Origin of the sequence: uncultured Polaribacter sp. (assembly GCF_947497695.1) — a bacterium.
Taxonomy (GTDB): domain Bacteria; phylum Bacteroidota; class Bacteroidia; order Flavobacteriales; family Flavobacteriaceae; genus Polaribacter.
In genome coordinates, this window is sequence record NZ_CANMHM010000002.1 from 1 (window position 1) to 19544 (window position 19544).

General features: G+C 30.9%; 11 protein-coding genes. 1 reads left to right on the forward strand and 10 read right to left on the reverse strand.

What is annotated here, in order from left to right:
- Nucleotides 1–182: 182 nt before the first annotated feature.
- From Q0731_RS02570 to Q0731_RS02585, 4 genes are all read right to left on the reverse strand, one after another.
- Nucleotides 183–1583, reverse strand: a complete 1401-nt coding sequence (locus tag Q0731_RS02570; RefSeq protein WP_299059435.1) for a cellulase family glycosylhydrolase — start codon at nucleotides 1581–1583, stop codon at nucleotides 183–185.
- A 168-nt stretch (nucleotides 1584–1751) separates the two neighbouring features.
- Complete coding sequence (locus tag Q0731_RS02575; RefSeq protein ID WP_299059438.1) at nucleotides 1752–3332, reverse strand: RagB/SusD family nutrient uptake outer membrane protein; 1581 nt, start codon at nucleotides 3330–3332, stop codon at nucleotides 1752–1754.
- 10 nt (nucleotides 3333–3342) lie between these two features.
- Nucleotides 3343–6387, reverse strand: coding sequence for a TonB-dependent receptor (locus tag Q0731_RS02580; RefSeq protein WP_299059441.1), 3045 nt, complete (start codon nucleotides 6385–6387; stop codon nucleotides 3343–3345).
- A gap of 397 nt (nucleotides 6388–6784) precedes the next feature.
- Nucleotides 6785–8527: a sulfatase gene (locus Q0731_RS02585; protein ID WP_299059444.1), complete on the reverse strand. Its 1743-nt coding sequence runs from the start codon at nucleotides 8525–8527 to the stop codon at nucleotides 6785–6787.
- Between the two features lie 162 nt (nucleotides 8528–8689).
- Here Q0731_RS02585 and Q0731_RS02590 point away from each other — a divergent pair, with 162 nt between their 5' ends.
- A complete protein-coding gene (locus Q0731_RS02590; RefSeq protein ID WP_299059447.1) occupies nucleotides 8690–9568 on the forward strand; it encodes a hypothetical protein in 879 nt (292 codons plus the stop codon).
- Between the two features lie 74 nt (nucleotides 9569–9642).
- Here the strand turns inward: Q0731_RS02590 and Q0731_RS02595 are convergent, their stop codons facing one another.
- The 6 genes from Q0731_RS02595 to Q0731_RS02620 form a co-directional block, all read right to left on the reverse strand.
- Nucleotides 9643–11328 carry a hypothetical protein gene (locus tag Q0731_RS02595; RefSeq protein ID WP_299059450.1) on the reverse strand — a complete coding sequence of 562 codons (1686 nt, stop codon included), beginning with the start codon at nucleotides 11326–11328 and terminating at the stop codon, nucleotides 9643–9645.
- A gap of 71 nt (nucleotides 11329–11399) precedes the next feature.
- Nucleotides 11400–12152, reverse strand: coding sequence for a DUF1080 domain-containing protein (locus Q0731_RS02600; protein WP_299059453.1), 753 nt, complete (start codon nucleotides 12150–12152; stop codon nucleotides 11400–11402).
- Between the two features lie 3 nt (nucleotides 12153–12155).
- The gene (locus tag Q0731_RS02605; RefSeq protein WP_299059456.1) at nucleotides 12156–13667 is read right to left on the reverse strand and encodes a sulfatase; all 1512 of its coding nucleotides are present in this window, start codon (nucleotides 13665–13667) and stop codon (nucleotides 12156–12158) included.
- An 82-nt stretch (nucleotides 13668–13749) separates the two neighbouring features.
- Nucleotides 13750–14748, reverse strand: coding sequence for a T9SS type A sorting domain-containing protein (locus tag Q0731_RS02610; RefSeq protein ID WP_299059459.1), 999 nt, complete (start codon nucleotides 14746–14748; stop codon nucleotides 13750–13752).
- Nucleotides 14749–14819: 71 nt separating this feature from the next.
- On the reverse strand, nucleotides 14820–17663 hold the full coding sequence (locus tag Q0731_RS02615) for an alpha-L-rhamnosidase (RefSeq protein WP_299059461.1): 2844 nt from the start codon (nucleotides 17661–17663) through the stop codon (nucleotides 14820–14822).
- Between the two features lie 52 nt (nucleotides 17664–17715).
- Nucleotides 17716–19479: a T9SS type A sorting domain-containing protein gene (locus Q0731_RS02620; RefSeq protein ID WP_299059464.1), complete on the reverse strand. Its 1764-nt coding sequence runs from the start codon at nucleotides 19477–19479 to the stop codon at nucleotides 17716–17718.
- Nucleotides 19480–19544: the final 65 nt, after the last annotated feature.

Sequence of the window (19544 nt, forward strand, 5' to 3'; positions counted from 1 at the left end):
TCGTATTTTAGACATAGACAAATGATAGAAAACCCCGTTTTTTGAGTGTAGAGCTCGTTTTCGGGGTTTTGTTTTATCTAAAATACAACTTATTTAATTGATAAACAAGTATTTATATACTTATGAAAGTGCCTCTTGAATAAATACTCGATCATAAAATCTGTGTCTTTAGTACTTTAACTTTAAAAATTACGAATTCCTGGTACTATTTTAATATTGTAATTTGTTTTGTCTTTCCCCCATTTTAACACAATTAATTTTTGAGTTTTTTCATCCCAAATAAAATCTGAAGGGTTTGAATCTTTTGTTGTTTTATAAACTTCTAAACCTACATTTTTTAACGGATTGTAATACATCACAAAATCGTTGTTGATAATGACAGAAAAACCATCTGGATAATGCCTATTTTGCCCAATAAATATTTTTGATGCACCTTTGCTATTATCAGAAATTATATTTAAGTCTAATTCTCTTTTAGCAAAGTTGAATAAAAATGATTGAATATCTCCTGCAATTTCTTGTGGAAAAGGTCTTGAAATTACATCTGTAATATATTTACGTTCTACAGTTCCTGCATCTGTTTTATCACTAAAAATAGACCAAGTAGAAGGACCACCTGCTAAAAAGTTTTGCATAGTTCTGTTACCTAAAAACCAAGCTTTTATGGTTCCAACTCCCATTTTATCGAAAACTTCTGCTGTTTTAATATATAGTTTTCTGTACTCTAACTGCCCTAATTTACCAACCAATGTTGTGTCTGTAGTAGCAAAAGTTGGAAAACCCCACTCACCTATTAAAATTGGTGCCTTCATCATAGTAGATTCTTTATCAAACCGATTCATGTTTTTCTCTATAAAATCTATATTATTCTGATAAATATGTGGTGCAAAAACAATGTTTTTTCTGTTAATTGGCGATGTAATTTCTGCATATTGATTGTTATCTATCTTTTCTCCTTTGTTCATAAAAATAGACTGAATCAAGATTAATTTGTCAGCATTAATTTTCTGACTTTCATCTATAATCCTTTGATATAAAGGAATTAGATATGTATCTGTTAAATCTTTATAAGAAATCTCCATTTCTAATTTTCTAGGTTCGTTTACAATATCATATCCTAAAACATAAGATTCATTGACATACCTATTCCAAATTACTTTCCAAGCATCAATATAGGTTTTGTGCATTTTATCTCTTTTATTCTCCCAAAATTCTTCCCATTTTAGTTTATCAACCCCATAAACTGTCATTTTAAAAACCGTTTTTATGCCATGATTTTTACCTAAAGCAACTAAGGTATCCAATTTAGCAAGATATTTAGGTTCTAATTTCCCTCCAGGAAAACTACTTAGTTTACCTAATTCTAAACGAATTACTTGATGGTTAGCTCCCATTCTAACCTGTCTTGCATAATCATCACTATTAAAAAAAACTTCACCTGCATGATCGTTTGTGTTAATTACAAAACCTCTTGGTATAATGTGCCTTCCTTGTGCATCTCTTAAACCGTGTTTAACTTGAGAAAAACTATTTATTGCTACTAAAATAAAAAGGAATACTAATATTTTTTTTGATGAATTCATTTGAGTAATTTTATTAAAAATAAGGTAAAATTGATTCTTAAGTATCCTGTTGAATACTGATTTAAATTCTTACATAAATAGAGCTTTTTAATGATTATAAAAAAAAAGCCGAAAGAAACTAATTTCTTTCGGCTTTATAATTAAACAAATCAATTTAAATTAAAAATCTTAACGATATCCATTATTGGTTGGATCTGATGTTAATAAATTTGGATTTAACTGTATTTCATTTAATGGTATTGGTAACAAAACATGATTGTCCTTAATATTTAAATTAGGAGTATAAGTTTTGAATTCTGCATTACGAACAACATCTAAATAAATGCCCCATCTAATCAAATCTAATCTTCTTGTTGCCTCTGCAGCTAACTCCCATTTACGTTCATCATAAATTGCTTCTCTAAAGTCTGTTTGACTTAAACCATCTATAGCCTCAGCTTCTCCTTGAGTTGCATAAGCACGTTCTCTTATTTTTCTAATATACTCAAAAGCATCATTAGGATTTCCTCCTGGGCGTTCATTTTCACACTCTGCTGCCATTAAATGAACATCTGCTAAACGAAATACAATTCTATTATCTCCGTGATTAAAACGAGGAGATGTTTCAAAATTAAGATTCATAAACTTAGGCAAATAAGTATGATTTAATGGAAAACCTGCATAAGAATCCATAATATTTAAAGGTCTTCTTAAGTCGTTAGCAGGAAACTTATTAGCAAAATCTTTAGATGCTATCTGTAGTCCAGTACCATTAAATTCTTGTCCATTAGCCTTTAACGCAGCAATTAAAGGATCTTTATCAGCTGCATTAGCAGGCTCATCTCTTATACGAGGATTAAAAAGACTTGGTCTCCAATAATTATTTCCTGCAAAAGCAGCACCTGGAAATGCTGGCTCAAATTGACCTGTAACATCCCTAGCAAAATCTAATGACCAAATAATTTCTGAATTATATTCATTAGTTGGATCAAATACATCTGCATAAGTTGATAACAAAGTATGAGGAGATTCATTTATAATTTCCAAACATTTATCTAAACCATCTTGCCATCTTTTAGCTTGCATATGTATTTTAGCTTCTATCATAACTGCTGCCCACTTAGATGCTCTACCTCTCTGATCATTTAGTACACTAGGAGGCAAATTATTTTGTGCAAACTCCAAATCATCTAAAACACTTGCTAAAATAATATCTTTACCTGTTCTTCCAAGTTTACTAATCTCTTCTAGAGTTAAAACTTCTGTATAAAATGGTGCATCACCCCAAAGGTTGGTAATATGCCAATAAGCTAGTGCTCTTAGAAATCTAGCATTTGCAACAACATTAGCTTGAACAGCGTCTGAAATAGCAGCGTTACCATCTACTCTATCAATAATCACATTAGCATTTAAAATAACTCTATACAGGTTTTGCCATGTATCTGATACACTCATTTTTTGGTTAGAAGCATCTGCTGTCACCTCATTTAAAGTGTAATTGCCCATTACAGCAAAAATAGGGTGTGTACGATTTGGCTCTATAATATCTACACCATTGTCATACCAATTATCTAGACCTGCTTGTCCGTAAATAGAGTTGTTTTTAATTACAGAGTATATACCTGTAATACCTTGTCTTGCATCAGAATCATTAGCAAAGAAATTTTCTGGAGCAATAATATCTCTTGGGTCTTCCTCTATAAATGATTCACAACCTAAACATGTGAATATCATTAAGGAAATATAAAAAAATAATTTATTTGTTTTCATATTTATATTTTTAAAAAGTTACGTTAAATCCTAAACTCAAAACTCTAGCATTTGGATACTCTCCTCTAGAAAATCCTTGAGCTAGATTACCTAAGTCTTGGTTACCAAATGCATTGGTTTCAGGGTCAATCAATCTAAAATCTGAAAATAGTAATAAATTGGTTCCAGATGCATAAATTGACATGTTTTTTACACCTTTCCATCCTATTTCTTCAACTGGTAAATTGTAGGTGAATCTAACATTCTTTAAACGTAAGTGCGAACCATCCTCAACATCATAAGAATTGGGCTGATATGCACCTTCTACAAATCCTGGTCTAGGAATATCAGAAGTTGGGTTCTGAGGCGACCAATAATTAGCAACTTCTGCATATTTTGGAACCTCCCCACGAATGAAAAATCCAGTACGTGATCTTAAATTATAAACTTCATTACCAACAGTACCTTGAATAAAAATACTTAAATCGAAGTTTTTGTATGAAAAATTGTTTTCAAATCCATAAATTAAATCTGGAAAAGGATTTCCTAAAACCTCAAAATCTTCGTTAGATATACTTCCATTTTCATCTAAATCTTTATATCTTGGACCTCCAACAGCGTTTAAAGCTGGATCTTGTCCTGAGGCATCAATTTCTGCTTGACTTTTCCAAGTCCCTAAATACTGTGCACCCATAAATACTGGTGCTGTTTCACCAACTATTAATCTTACATTCCCTGCACCTAAAATCTGATCTACAACTACATCAATAGATTCCTTACCTCCAAGATCTAATATTTTATTTTTATTAGATGATAAGGTTAGCGTAGAGTTCCAATTAAAGTTTTCTTTCTGTATGTTCTTAGAATTAATCAAAAGTTCCCAACCTTTATTTTCTAAAGAACCTACATTTTGCAATTGCTCCGAATAACCTGTTTGTCTTGGTATAGTTACATTTAATAATAAATCTTCTGTTTTTTTAGCATAGTAGTTAAACTCTGTAAATATTCTACCTTGTAAAAACGAAGCCTCTAAAGCCAAATCAAAAGAAGTTGTTGTTTCCCAAATTAAATTAGGATTCGCTGGTCTTCCTAATAAAGCACCAGGAACTTCAATACCATTAGTCGAAGTATTTGCCTCAGAATATTGTGCTAAGGTACTGTATGGGTCTATAGCTTGATTACCAGACTTACCAAAACTTGTTCTTAATTTTAAATTTTGAAAGATATCTTGATTCTCCATAAAAGGCTCTTCAGAAATTTTCCAAGCAGCTGCAATAGATGGATAAAACTCGTATTTATTACCAGGGGCAAACACAGAACTACCGTCACTTCTACCTACTAATGTTAATAAATATTTATCTTTAAAGGTATAATTAAGTCTACCAAAAAAAGAAACAAGTGTTCTTTGATTAAAACCTGAAGTTACTAAGTTTCTTGTAGGAACACTTCCTGTTTGTATAGAGTTAAATGTTGTAGCATCTGTAGTAAAACCAAAAGCTTGAGCTGATGCAGTTTCAGTAACATCTTTTTGAAAAGAAGCACCACCTAAAACCGTGTAACTATGATCTTCTCCTATATCACCAGAATACTGTATTGTATTTTCATTATTCCAATTGATCGTTGATACATTACTTATCTTAGCATTACTATCTCCTGTTAGTAAATCGGGTCTTTGACTAGATGTAAATTCATTTCTTTTTGAATTCGTAACATTAGGATTAAATGTAGAACGTATCGTTAAATTTTCAATAGGGTTATATTCTAAATATATAGTTCCTAACAAATTACTTGCAGTAGTTTCATCTATATCTAATTGTGCAGTGGCAACAGGGTTATTAAATGGATTTCCTGTTACTTCATTAGATCCGTTAAAAGAACCATCAGCATTATAAATAGGTTGTGTAGGTAGTATACCTAAAAGACCTGAATAACCAACTACTCCATTATCTTGTTTAATTCTAGAATAATTAATACGAACTCCTGCTTTTAATTTATCACTTAACTTAAAATCTAAATTAGACCTAAAAATAAATTTTCGTATTCCAGAATTTTCAATTAGACCATCTTGATCGAAAAAATTTAAAGAATTATAGTAACTAACACTTCCATTCTCAGAAGATCCAGCCACAGATACATCTATATTATTGATAGCTGATGGACTCAATAAACGATCGAAAAAATCATTATTTGGATAATCTGATGGATTTCCAGGAAATGGTTCTGCTACACCTCTAAGAATTGCATCTTGATTGGTGTAGTCTATTTGCTGAGCTTGACTTAGAAAGTCTGGCCTTTCAGGTACTAATTGCATACTTGAATACATACCAACACTAACTTGTGGTTTACCTCCACCAACATTATTACCATTTTTTGTAGTTACTAAAATAACTCCATTAGCTCCTCTTGATCCATAAATTGCAATTGATGATGCATCTTTTAAAACCTCAATAGATTTCACATCATTTGCATTAAGGTTGTTAAGGTTGAAGTTTGTACCAACAATAATACCATCAATAACCCAAAGAGGTTCATTACTACCAGTAATTGAATTACCTCCACGTACTCTTATAGAAGTACCAGCACCTGGTGCTCCACTTGTTTGAGTTATCTGTACACCTGCAGCTCTACCTTGTAAAGCTTGATCAACTCTAGAAACTGGTAATTCAGCAACATCTGTAGCACTTACAGTAGAAACAGACCCTGTTAAATCTGATTTACGTTGGGTACCATAACCAATTACAACTACTTCGTCAAGTTTATTGTCTGCGTCTAGACTTATATTGACTGTTTTTTGGTTTCCAACAACAACTTCTTTACTAGAATACCCCACATAAGAAAAAACCAAAGTAGAACCAGAATTTACATTAATGGTGTAGTTACCATCAAAATCTGTACTAGTTCCTTTTGAACTTCCTTTAATTGAAACTGATGCTCCTGGAAGAGGTACGCCCTCTGATGAAACAGTTCCTGTAATTGTTTGAGCATTTGCAATTGTAATCGACGAGATGATTAAAATTGCAAAAAAACAAAGTCTCCTCAAATTGGAGGGAATTTGAAATGTAATTTTTAGATTCATAAAATTTTATGTATTTGATTAATATATCTGCAAAATATTTACTAAAATAATATTGACTATCCTGCTCTATCCTTTTTAAAAAGGAAAATCATAAAAAAACCAAACACCAAACCCTTTAGTTTATTAACAAAAAAAGGGGGTAAAAAAAGATATCAACATGTTAAAAAAACATTAAAAAAAAAAAATTTAAAAAAAAAAAAAAAAAATTAAATTTTTTTATTTTTTTTTAAAAAAAAAAAAAAAAAAAAACAAAAAAAAAAAAAAAAAAAAAAAAAAAAAAAACAAACTAATTGACGATTAAATTTAAAGAAATATCAAAAATTCACTTTTTTAATGATAAACCTTCTTAAAACATAAAAAAAATTAAGTTTAGCACAGTTATAATCTAAGTAACTTACTAGTTTTTCAAATCAATAATTTTACTTGGCTCATAACCTATTCTATGAGCTTTAGTTTTAAGAATAAACTCTTCTTTTTCAATCTTAAACGGTTGTTTATAAACTTGCCAAGATTTTGAATCAACCTCTTTTCCATAAGCTATTTTATATGCTATTGAGGCCCCAATTGTTGATGAACTTAAAAATATTTCTCCATTCTTTATACTTATTTTTGGAGAAGCTGTTGTAGGTTTTGTATCATTTCCATTCCATAGTTTTTTTACCAAATCAGCTTCAGCTAAACTAGGATTATCGTCAATATTAGCTAACCAACGATCCATTTCTGAACTCAATTCTACTAACTTTGCTTTATATTTAGGATTATCAGCCAAATTATTCAGTTCAAAAGGATCATTTTTACAATCAAACAATTCTTCTTTTGGTTTGTTTTCTCTAAACCATTGTTTTTGAATTTCGTTTAATTTCCCTTCATTTTTCAACTTTAATAATTCTTGCATTGCAGGTATTTTTTCTCTGTAAGCTACTGGCAAATAATACCCTTGTTCTGGCTTATAATTTCTAATGTATTTAAAATTCTGACTTCTTACTGCTCTAATTGCATCTGTAAAACCATCAAACCTGTCTGCTGCTGCATGTATAAATTTACGCGGTTTTTTAGATTGATATGCTCCTAAAAAAGCCTGCCCTTGCATATATTCTTTCGGTTTTTCGCCAATTAAAGAAAGTAATGTTGGTGCAAAATCAACAAAACTAATTAATTGATTAAATTTTGTACCTGCGTTTATTTTTTTTGGAAAACGAACAATCATTGGTGTATTTAAACCAGAATCATAAATCAATCTTTTTTCTCTTGGCAAAGGACCTCCATGATCGCCATAAAACATAATAATGGTATTTTCTAATAAACCATCATTTTCTAATTGTTTTAAAACTGCACCCACTTGTTTGTCCATCTCTGCAATATTGTTATACAGTTTCCACATATCTCTTTGAGTAACCTCATTATCAACTAAATAAGGAGGCACTTTAAATTTGGTGTCTTTTGGAATATGAACTGGATTATTTTCTTCTAAAATTCTATTTTTTGAATCTGGCAAACCATTTAGTTTCCATTTGTAATTTCTATCTCCAGATTTGTAATGTCTCGTTTCTATTTGTCTAAAACCATAAGGTTCAAATAAACCAGATTCATGTGTTTCTGTAAAATTAAATATTGAAAAGAAAGGTTGATTATTTGGTCTATTTCTCCAATGTGCATATTTACTACTTTCATTCCAAGCTGTAACTGGTGCTTTAAATTGGTAGTCTTCTTTGTAATTATTAGTACAGTAATAGCCTTTTTGTCTCAACAACTCACTGATCATTTTTACTTGAGCCGGAGGCACAGCCTCATATTTAGGTAAACCTGTTTCTTTAGTATTTGATGTTGTACGCATATGATTTGCACCAATACTAGAAGGGTACATTCCTGTAGCAATTGCAGCTCTACTTGGCGCACAAACTCCAGATGTAGAATACAAATTAGGAAAAATCACACCTTCGTTAGCCAATCTTGTTAAGTTTGGTGTTGCAACTGTATTATCTCCAAAAGGAGGAATGTAAGCACCCATATCTTCAGTTACCAACCAAAGAATATTAAGAGGTGCTATCTGCTTGGTTTCTTTTTTTGAAGATTCGCAATACATAAAAAAAGTAAGAGAAAATAACAAAATTATTAAAATTGGTGAGCTTTTTAGATTCATAATTTTTATTTTAAATGGTATTATGGGTAAACCAAATATAAATGAATCAAGGTTTAATTGAATCCTGTACTGTTATGGCCTTACAGGTTAGCACAGGTTGCTTAACTAATTGAATTATACTATTTTTAAAATCTAATTCTTTTTAACAAATTTTAAATTCATATGAAAAAAACATTTTTTTTAATCTTTATTTCACTTTTTGTTTCTAACTTAATTTTAGCTCAAAAGATAAACCCACCAAAAGGAAGAATTGCTATTGTTGCTGATGGAAATTCTCCAGACCCAGATGATTTAGGAGGAACTACTGTTACTTTAGCTTTATTGCGTTCTGCAGGTTTAGAAAACAGATTGGTACATTATTCTCATAGTTGCGATTTGGTTAGAGATGATAGAATTTCTGAAAGAGCAGAAAGAGAACGTCATCATTTAATGCAATTGGCTTGTGACATGACTGCAAGACGTTGGACAGGTTTTGAAAACCTAACTTTTTATGATGCAATCTGGCAAAAAGAAGCAACCATTAACGATTTGTGTTGGGCAATAAATGCATCAACAAAAAATGACCCTTTATGGATTATTGAAGCTGGTGAACCAGATATTATTGGAATGGCTCTGCAAAAAACTCCGAAAGAAAAACACAAATTTGTAAAAGTAATTACACATCATCCTGCAAATGATAATGCTGGAGATTTTTATACTTGGCAACAGATTTTAGATTTTGATATAGAAGAAGTAAGGATCCCAGACCAAAATATAAAATTAAAAGTGGCTCTTCAAGATTGGGATTGGGCTAAAAATCATACTGACCCGAGAATTCAATTGGTTTGGACTTTTGGAAAAATGGCAGAAGTAGATGATATTGTAAGGTTCCAAAAAGGAAAATGGGATTGTTCTGATGCTGGTATGGTTTTGTATTGGATTACTGGTGCAAATGTAAATAATGGTTTAGCACAAGGTACAGTTGAAGATGTTAAAAATATTTTATTAGATTATATTATTAAGAATCCTGAAAAAGTAAAGCAGAAGAAAAAGAAAAAATAAACCCCATAAAAAGGTCGATTTAATAATTTAAATCGACCTTTTTTTGGTAAAAATTAATTCAAATATTTATTACTTTATTGCGGTATTAACTCGATTAACTTCACTGAATGGGGAGCTAAATCTACTTTTAATGCCAAGTATCCATCTTTTTTACCTACAAGTGCATCATCAACAGTTAATTTCAATTCAGAAAGGGCTTCATATTTAGATAAGTTACTATTTAAAACATTTTTCCATCCATCTTCAAAACGATCAGAAGGTCTGTTTCCATAAATACGCCCGTTTGTTTTTTCTCCAACACCTGCATTTCTAATATCTTTGTATAATTCGTTCATTAGAATACTATTGTCTTTATCTATAGTCCATTCTTTCATTTTCCATTTTTCAGTTCCAGAAATCTGACTTCCTTCTAATTTAGCATAAATGGTTTTAGCGTTTGTACTATTTCTAGTTGTATTATGGTTGTATATTAACACATAAATTTTACCATCTTTAGCAACAGGAATTACCCCAGAAAATCCAGATAAATTTTCTGTTGCAATCATTCTATTACCACCTTCCAATTTTAAAAACATTTCAGTAACACTTCTTCTTCCTGTTGGCAGAGTACTAAATTCTAGCTCTTGTCCCCAATCGTAAATTTCTGTTACATTATACTTGTAAGCTAAAGCTGCAATAGTTGCATACCAACTTGCTCCAACCTCAGAACCATCACTTAAACTTAAACCTCTTACACCATTATCACCTCTTAAAATTCCAAATTCTTGAATATCAAAAGGGATGTTTCTAAATTGCGAATAACTGTTTAATTTATCTCTATAAGGTTTTACTACATTTTCAAACCTAACTTCTTTTTTATCCAATTTCTCATAATAAGAAAGGGCAAAGAAATCCATTTTTGTTCCAATTGCTCCTGTAGCGTAATTGGTACCTTTTGCACAATGGTCTATAATTTCTGTAGTAAATGTTGCTACACCTTCTGTTAATAAGTTACCTGGTCCAACAATAGCATTTGGTATTACTTTTAATACCTCATCTACTGTAATATCATAATGTTTAAAAAAATCATCTTTAGTTCCTCTCCAATGATGAGGCGTATAATTGGGTTCTGTGGCAATTCTAAAACGCCACGTTTTAACCTCAGACATTCCAAATTCATCAACCAAAGATTGTAGATAAGCATTTACATATTGTCTCCAAATTCCATAATCATTAGGTGGTTTAGAATTACCATAAGTATCGTCTACTTTTGGCAAACTCATTTCCCAAGGAACATTATCCAAAACAATTCTTGGCTTAAAACCTGTTAACCTAAAATTTCGTAAACTGGTAATTAATCCACTAAAATCGGTAATAATTTTACCTGAACTATCTACACCTTTATAAAAAGTATTTTTATTATCAGATCTTCCTCCCATCATTCTAACCAAATTGTAACTTTTAACATATGGTTTAATGCTATTAAGGGAGGTTCTAAAGCTAGATCCATTAAATCTAGTTTGATTTATCATTGGCCTAGTAGACCAAAAGTTATAAAACAAACCTTCTGAAGAACCTGTATTTATCGTTGCTATTTTGTTGGCATCAATTCCACTTAAATCTATTACATCTGGATCAACAGGATCCTCTATTGGATCTTCAATAGGATCTTCAAATAAACCTTTTTCATCGATTACCTCATCTTTAGAACAAGAAATAACTGTTATACACATCAACGCAATAACCAATATTAAATGTAATTTGCTACTATATTTTTTCATGAAATGATAAATTTATCAGTCAAATTTAAAAAAGATAAGATTAGCATCTATCCTGCAATGCACTGCATAAATTAGTTTATTTTTTTTAATAAAATATTCTTGTACTCAACTTTCATAGGTGGTCCAACATGTACTTGTACACCTATGTATCCTTTATTGGTTTTATTTTTAGTATCTAAATCAGTAACATCACTCATTAAAACACTATTTACAAAATGCTGCATCTGGTTGCCTTTTACAATAATGTGCATGGTATTCCAGTCGTTATTTTTTACTGAAGCTTTTAATACTGTTTTATCTCCTAAAGAGGCTACTACATTTCTTGTTTGCCAGCAATTTCTTTTTACATTCTTTCTAATATTTGATAATGGAATACTATCAGGCATATTATTAATCACTACTTCCTCTCCAATATAAGCCAAAGTGGTTCGTTTTTTTTCTTCGTAATTTTGACCTGTATATTTGTTTTTTCCGTCGATGTCTGATTGATATCCTCTTAATGCAAAAGCTTTATTTTTAATCTTTTCGCTTCGATAATTCACACCACTATTACCCGATGTAGAAATTCTATAGTCTAATTTTAACTCAAAATTTTCTGGCTGCTCTTTTTCATAAATAACAAAAGAATTTCTTTTTAAAATGGTTTCTGGAGTTACTTCACCAATTAAAATTCCATCTTTTACAGACCAATAGGTCTTATCACCATTCCATCCTTCTAAATTTTTGCCATTAAAAATAGAGTAAAACTCTTTCTTTTTGTTGTCTTGGCAAGAAAGAAAACAAAAGTTAATACTCAATATTGCAATGTAAATTATTTGTTTCATTTTTTAGTCTTTAGTAAGTTTACTTTTCCACCAATTTGCATTGGGTTTAAAATCTTTAGACAATACTTCTAGTCTGTTTTTCTCTAAAGATTGCAATTTTTGAGTTTTGATATTTTCTAATCTTGTTTTTCTTTTATTTTCATCAAATAAAACATCTTCTGTAGGATAATTTGCACCAACTTCTTCTAACCAATTTAGTAATTGATTACTTAACTTTTTGGCAAGTTCTGGATGTTTTTTAACAACATTTAAATGATCTTTTTCTGTAGATGGAAGTTTGAATAATTCTTGACGATTATCTTCCCAATAGTGAATTAATTTCCAACCATTTTGCTGAATGATAGACGAAGGTTCTCCTCCTTGATTTCCATAATGAGGATAATGCCAATACAAAGGTCTATTTTTATTGATGTTTTTTCCTTCTAAAATTGGTTTTAAACTGATGCCATCTATATGTTGTTTTGGTTTTAATGAGATATTGGTCAAATCCAACAAAGTTGGATAAAAATCTGTATGAATTACAGGGAAATCTGTTTCTCTATTACTATTCTCTAACCAAGGCACTTTTATAAAAAAAGGTTCTCTTATACCACCTTCCCATTGATAGCCTTTTCCTCCTCTTAATGGTAAATTACTTGTTGCATAATTATCTCCAGAAGCAACGCCTCCATTATCTGAAGTAAAAACAACAATGGTGTTTTTATCTAAACCATTTTCTTTTAAAGCTGATAAAACAATACCAACTGCAGCATCCATAGTTGCTACCAAACCACCATAAATGGGATTATCTTGCACAACTCTTACTGGTAAAACACGTTCCATTTTATAACCAGATTTTGCAATTCCTAAACTACCTGCTTTATCTCTGTATTTATTCCACTTTAGTTCTGTAGTTTGAATGGGTGCATGTACTGCATAAAAAGATAAAAAAGCAAAAAAGGTACTGTCTTTATTTTGGTTGATAAAATTAACGGTTTCATTTGCCAAACGAAGCGTAAGGTTTTCTCCTTTTTCTTTATCTTTTAGTTTGGGGTTTTTAAAAGGCGAAAAGAATCCTGCTGAAGGTCCACCTCTGTGAAAACCACCTTTATTGATTTCAAATCCGTGATTTTCTGGATACGAACCTTTGTTTCCTAAGTGCCATTTTCCTGCAAAAAAAGTTTTATAACCAGCTGTTTTAAAAGCTTCTGCAATAGTAATATCTTGTTTTGGTAAAGCTTGAACATAGTTTGCTGGCAATAATTTGTCTTGCCTATTTCTTGTTCGCCAAGCTTCACCTGCTTTTGCACCAATCCAATCTGTAATTCCATGACGTGCAGTAAACTTACCAGTCATAATACTGGCTCTTGAAGGACTGCAAACTCTACTTGCAGCATAACCCTGAGTAAATATTGTACTTTGATTTGCCAATTGATCTATATTTGGCGTTTCATAAAATTTACTCCCTGTAATTCCTAAATCATGATAACCTAAATCATCAACAAGAATGAAAAGGATGTTTGGTTTTATTTTCACTTCTTTTTTACAACTAAAAAGAAATATTACTAACAATAAAAAAAAGTGCTTTAAAACCTTAAACAATTTGATTTAAATAAGTTTATATCTTAACTATTTTCTTTACAAAATAATTCTTTTTATCAGCGTTAGAAATAAAATATATTCCTTTTTTTAAATCGCTTATATCAATAGTTTGTGATATAGTATTCATCTTTATTTGACGAACCTTTGCTCCTAAAATATTGTGTATGATTAGTGTACTGTTTTGAGGTAAATTTTTAACCTCTATATTTCCTTCTGTAGGATTTGGATAAATACTGATTGTTGGTTTTGTTACTGAACTTGTTGACAAAGATGCATCAAAACAATCAGATTCTGGATTATTTAGATCATGTGCATTAGAATCAGACAGATTACTTCTTCTTAAAACCATCTTATCCATAAAAAATGAATTTGACCTTGCATCTACCAGTATAGAATAGTTACCAGGAGCATTAAAAGTTGCCCAGATAAATCTAAAAGAATTATGATCATTGGTGTTTGTTACAAAACCCCATTTTCTATCATCAGCAGAATTTATAGGATGTCTATTCATAAAAGCTTTAAAATAACCACCAGTAGTAGAACCTGCAGGGCAGTCTCTATCTGGGTTACTATTACAACTAGGTTTTGGTTCTAAAGCTCCAGATGAAGTTGCACTATTTTGACTAGTTGCATAAAAGTCATCAGCAACTATTTTAAGCCAACCATCATTGTGCTCTCCACCAGAATCACCTTTACCAATACGTCCACGCCACGCAAATCTATAAGTACCTGGATTGTTAATTTTTATATTGTAAGTTATTGGTGCACCAGAAAGAGAACTAAAAGACTCTGCACCATTCCAAAAAATATAATTGATGGTTGCTCCAGATAAATTAGGGTCAGCTTCACTACCAGTTTGCCAATCAGACCCAGCAGGAAAAACACCCGATTCCATTTCTATAGTTAATAAACCATCTTTTTCTTCAAAAGGAAGTGAACCATCACATGTTGCTGTTTGTGCAAATAATTGCATTGAGACAATTGAAAGTATAAAAAGTAAAATGCTTTTTTTCATTATTGTGTTTTTATAAATAGATACAAAACTAAATAAACTTTAATCATATAGTATCCTGTGCTGTATTGATTTTATTTTAAAGTTTTTTGATATTCAATTTTATAATTTCCAGAACCTAAAATTACTTCTTTTTTATCATCATCGTAAGAAGCATCATTTATTTTTAAAGTTTCAAGTTCTTTTTCGTTTAAAATAATTTTAGCCCTTGTGTTAAAAGGTACTTCAAGATTCATAAATAAGTTTCCATTTTCACTTTTCCAATCGTTTTTAATAGTTCCAAAAGGAGTAGGAACTGTAACTGAAGTTGATGTTATTTTCTTAGAAAATTCTGGGTTTACCGTAAATATTTTAAAACCTGGGTTTTCTAAGGTTGATTTAATTCCACCTAAAGATTCAAAGAAATACGCAGAAAAACCACTATGCATTGGGTGATTTAGAGAATTGGTTGGCCCTTCCATTTCTTCCCAAATAAATTGACGTTCTGGCCAAGTAGTAAATCCTGAATTCATTACATAAGTCTGACTTGGAAAATCTGGCGTTGTTAAAATTTGGTATGCCAAATCTGCATGTCCGTTTTCTGTTAAAACTGTGTAAATATATCTGTTTCCGTGAATTCCTGTAGAATGATGTCCTCCTTTAACCTCAACTATATTGTGTACCAAGCCATTTACAACGGATTCTATTGCTGTTTTTGGTACCATTCCAAACTGTAAAGCTTGTACAGTTGCAGTCTGACTTTGATACCATTTGTGTTTTGTATTTGGAATATCAACTAAAAATTCTTTGTTAAACGCTTTTAATAATGCTTCTTTTTCATTTTTCATCTTCGCTTCATAAGCTGCATCATTATTCATTTCTGCGAACTTTTCCATCACTTTTAAAATATCATAAAAATAGGCGTTTGCAGAAATAATTGGATCACATTCCATCACAGAAGGATTTTTACGTCTGTCCCAAAGTGGTGGACACCAATCTCCCATTCCATCTTGCATAATTCCATTTTCGCCTTTAAAATTCAGGTAAAAATCAGTTAACCCTTTCATGGGTTTATAGTACTCCTTTACAATAGCATCATCTCCATAAAATTTATAATTGTACCAAGGCAAATACATAGTTGCAACACCCCAATCTATTTTTGCGTAAGTTGATGTTCTCTTTCCAGGAGCAATCATTGTTGGAACTTGAAATTTTAACTCAGGATTGTTATGCCCTTTTGTTGGTCGCATTTGGGTTTTAATGTCTTCCATGTATTTTTTATAGAAGTCATACATATCATAATTATACAAAGCATATTCGCAAAAAGCATGGGCATCTCCTAACCAACCACATTTTTCTCTGTGAGGACAATCTTCTGGAATTCCGTGTAAATTATCTACAATAGTCCATTTACTTATGCTATGCATTTTATTCAATAATGCATCAGAAGATGTAAAACTTCCTGTTTCTTTAATATCTGTTGCCACCAAAACTGCTTTAATCATAGCTGCATCTGGTTTTTTAGAAATCCCTTTTATTTTGGCATATCTAAATCCGTGATAACTAAATTTAGGTTCCCAAGATTCTACTCCTTCTCCTTTACAAATGTATTTGTAAATTTGTGTCATTCCATTTGCTCCACCACCAGTTGAACCTTTAAAAATATCTTTTCCATTTGTTAATAAAGCCTCTGTTGTAATTACATCAATTAATTGTCCTTTTTTCTCTTCAACGTTTAATTTTACCCAACCTGCAATATTTTGTCCAAAATCTACAATCCATTCTCCATCAGCGCCTTTAAATACTCTTTGAGGTTCTAATTCTTTTAATTTTTTAATTGGTGGAATTTGACTCGCACTTATTTTTTTAATTTTCGGAGATGTTACTTTTACATTACCCCATTTAGTATCATTGTAACCAACTGTGTTCCATTTTCCAATTTCGTGACGAGCATCATAGGTATCACCTCCATAAATATTATTGAATACTATTGGCCCTGTAGACTCTTTCCAGTTTTTATCCGTGTAAAAATCTGCTGATGTACCGTCAGTATAATTTAATTTTACCAAACAACGTACGGTTGGCGGACCGTAAGACACCCCTTTTTTATTTGATTCTGGATCTCGGCTCCAAGAAATATTTTGTCCGTAAAATCCATTTCCTACTATAATTCCAAAGGCATTTTTACCAGATTTTAATTGTTCGGTAATATCATAATTCACATAATAGGCTTGCTTATCATAATTTGAAGGTGCAGGATCTAAAACGTGATCACCCACTTTTTCTCCATTTAAATACAACTCATAATATCCCAATCCGCAAACATATACTTGCGCATCTTCAATTTTTTTATCGATTTCTAATTCGTTTCTAAAATAACTTGCAGGAAAACCATTTACTTTTTTTGCAGGTTGGTTTACCATTCTACCTGTTTTGTAATCTCTAAATTGATAAGGAGAAGTTCTAGTATCTTTATTTAAGGTAATCCATTTAGAATCGCCCCAGTTTTCTTTATTCATCAATGCCATTTGGAAATTTTGAACTTCAGACCAAGATGAAGCATCACCTTTTTCATCCCAAATTTTTACTTTCCAAAAATAAGTTTGCATTGCTTTTAAAGCTGTTCCTTTATATTTTACAAACGTAGATTTGTTAATTTCAGTTTTATCAGAATTCCAAATATCTGCGTCATCTTCATTTAATTTATCTTTAGCTGAGGCTACTAAAATTTGATATGCAGATTGTGATTTATTGAATCCTTCTGCATTAACAATCCAAGAAAAATCGGGTTGTTTATTTTCTATTGCTTTTGGATTTTGTTTTGTGTTTATCAATAATTTCTCAAAAGACATTGATGCTCTTGATGTAGAAACTTGTTTGCAAGAAAAGCAAAGAATTGAGATTACAAAAAGAGAGAATAGCGTTTGTTTTTTTAACATCGTTTATGTTTGAATTAGCAGATTATGGTTTTAAAATTTGATAGATTTTATCTTATTTTACTACAATTTTATGATTAGAAATCCCTTGATCACTTTCTAATTGTAATATATAAATACCTTTTTGTATATTTTCAAAACGGACTTGTTTTTCTGATATAAAACTACCTTTTTGAACTTCCACTCCATTAATTGAGTAAATTCTGTATTGTGCTTTTTCTCCATTGTTTATTTTGATGTTAAAAACACCTTTAGTCGGATTGGGATAAATATTAATTATTTGTTCTTGTACTATTTCTGAAGTAGATAATGTTGCATTACTCAATTCTATAATGTTTATAGAGAATTTAGGCAATGTAATCCCTTCACTTCCTTCACTAATTAAAGCTAACGGATCTGTATCAATACCCATAGCTCTTTCTTCATCCATTTTATTAAATGTAATCGCTTTGTGAGTTACTGTTTCTGTGTAAGCAGCTCCGTCAATATTCACCTTAAATGGTACATCCTGATTACTAAGGTTTACAACAAAAACTGAGGTTTTTCCATCTTTTGTTACTACTCTTGCGTTAACCGCTTTTACACCCTCTACCAAATTTGATACTTCTACATTGCTATCTATTAATGTGGTGTTTTCTAGCGCCAAACGAATGATTTCATAAGCTGAACCAAATAATGTTTTTTCTAAAGGATACTTAATCCTTGGGCGTTCTTTACCACTAGGAGATATATAAGTTTCCCAAACGTAATGAGAGTTTAATTGCCCATTTACACTAAACCAATTAGCACGCTCAAAAACATCTTGATTTTGACTCATAAAAATATAACAATCTACCATTCCTAGAACAGAAACTGCATTTGGGCCACCAGATTTTACACCCCATTCTGTTAACCAAATTGGTTTATTTGGTGCTACTTTATGTGCATAATCGTAAATAGAATTTCCTAAAAATTTTCGAGCTGTAAGTGCAGTACTAAAAGCTTCATCACTATTATTAGAATCATCGGGGTCTGAACCTACATAAGTATGTACTGTAACTGCATCAAAATAAGTCAAATCTTCTGTTAAATCTTTATTCCAGTTAGGGTTTGCCCAACTATCTCTTCTTAATAAAGGAACAGATACTTTTATGTTAGGATCTTTAGCTTTTAAAGCTGCAGACATTGATTTTGCTCTAGCAATATAATCTTCAGTATTTGGTATTATTGAGCTTCTTTGTCCAGGATAAAAATTTTCATTTCCCAATTCTACTACTTTTACCTCAAATCCTCTAGAAATCAAATCATTGTACCTTGCTATGGTTTCTGGGCTTCCATTATTAAAATCTTTATCATCTGCACTCATATTAAATGTCCACATCATATCAAAACCTTTACCTGTTTGTAATTTTCTTGTCGCATTTAAACTTGTAAGTCCATCAATACCTACTTTAATATTATTGGTATCAAATATCTTTATATTGGCTAATAAATCAGGTTTTTTTGTTTTAATCGTTTTATTAACTCCTTGTTCGTATTGAAAAGATTCTTCGCCAAAAAGTCTTGTAACATCTCTTCTCCAATCGTACCAATTTGCCCATAAACCGTGAGGAAATCTTATGGTTATTGGTTTTAATTTATTTATGAGGTCTTTTTCTTTTGTAGTTGAAAAATGATGCGTATTTGTACCTAGTAATAGATTATTAAATACTTCTGTATTAGAAGATGTTATATGAATTGTTGCTTCCATATTGGAAGGCAAATTAAATGGATAATCTTGAGAAAATACAGATACAGCTACTAACAAAGTAATACTAAAACAAAGTAACTTTTTAAACATTTTTGTAATTTTTAACTTTTTGTTTCTCAAAAATAATATTCTTTTCTTATTACAGTATCCTGTAC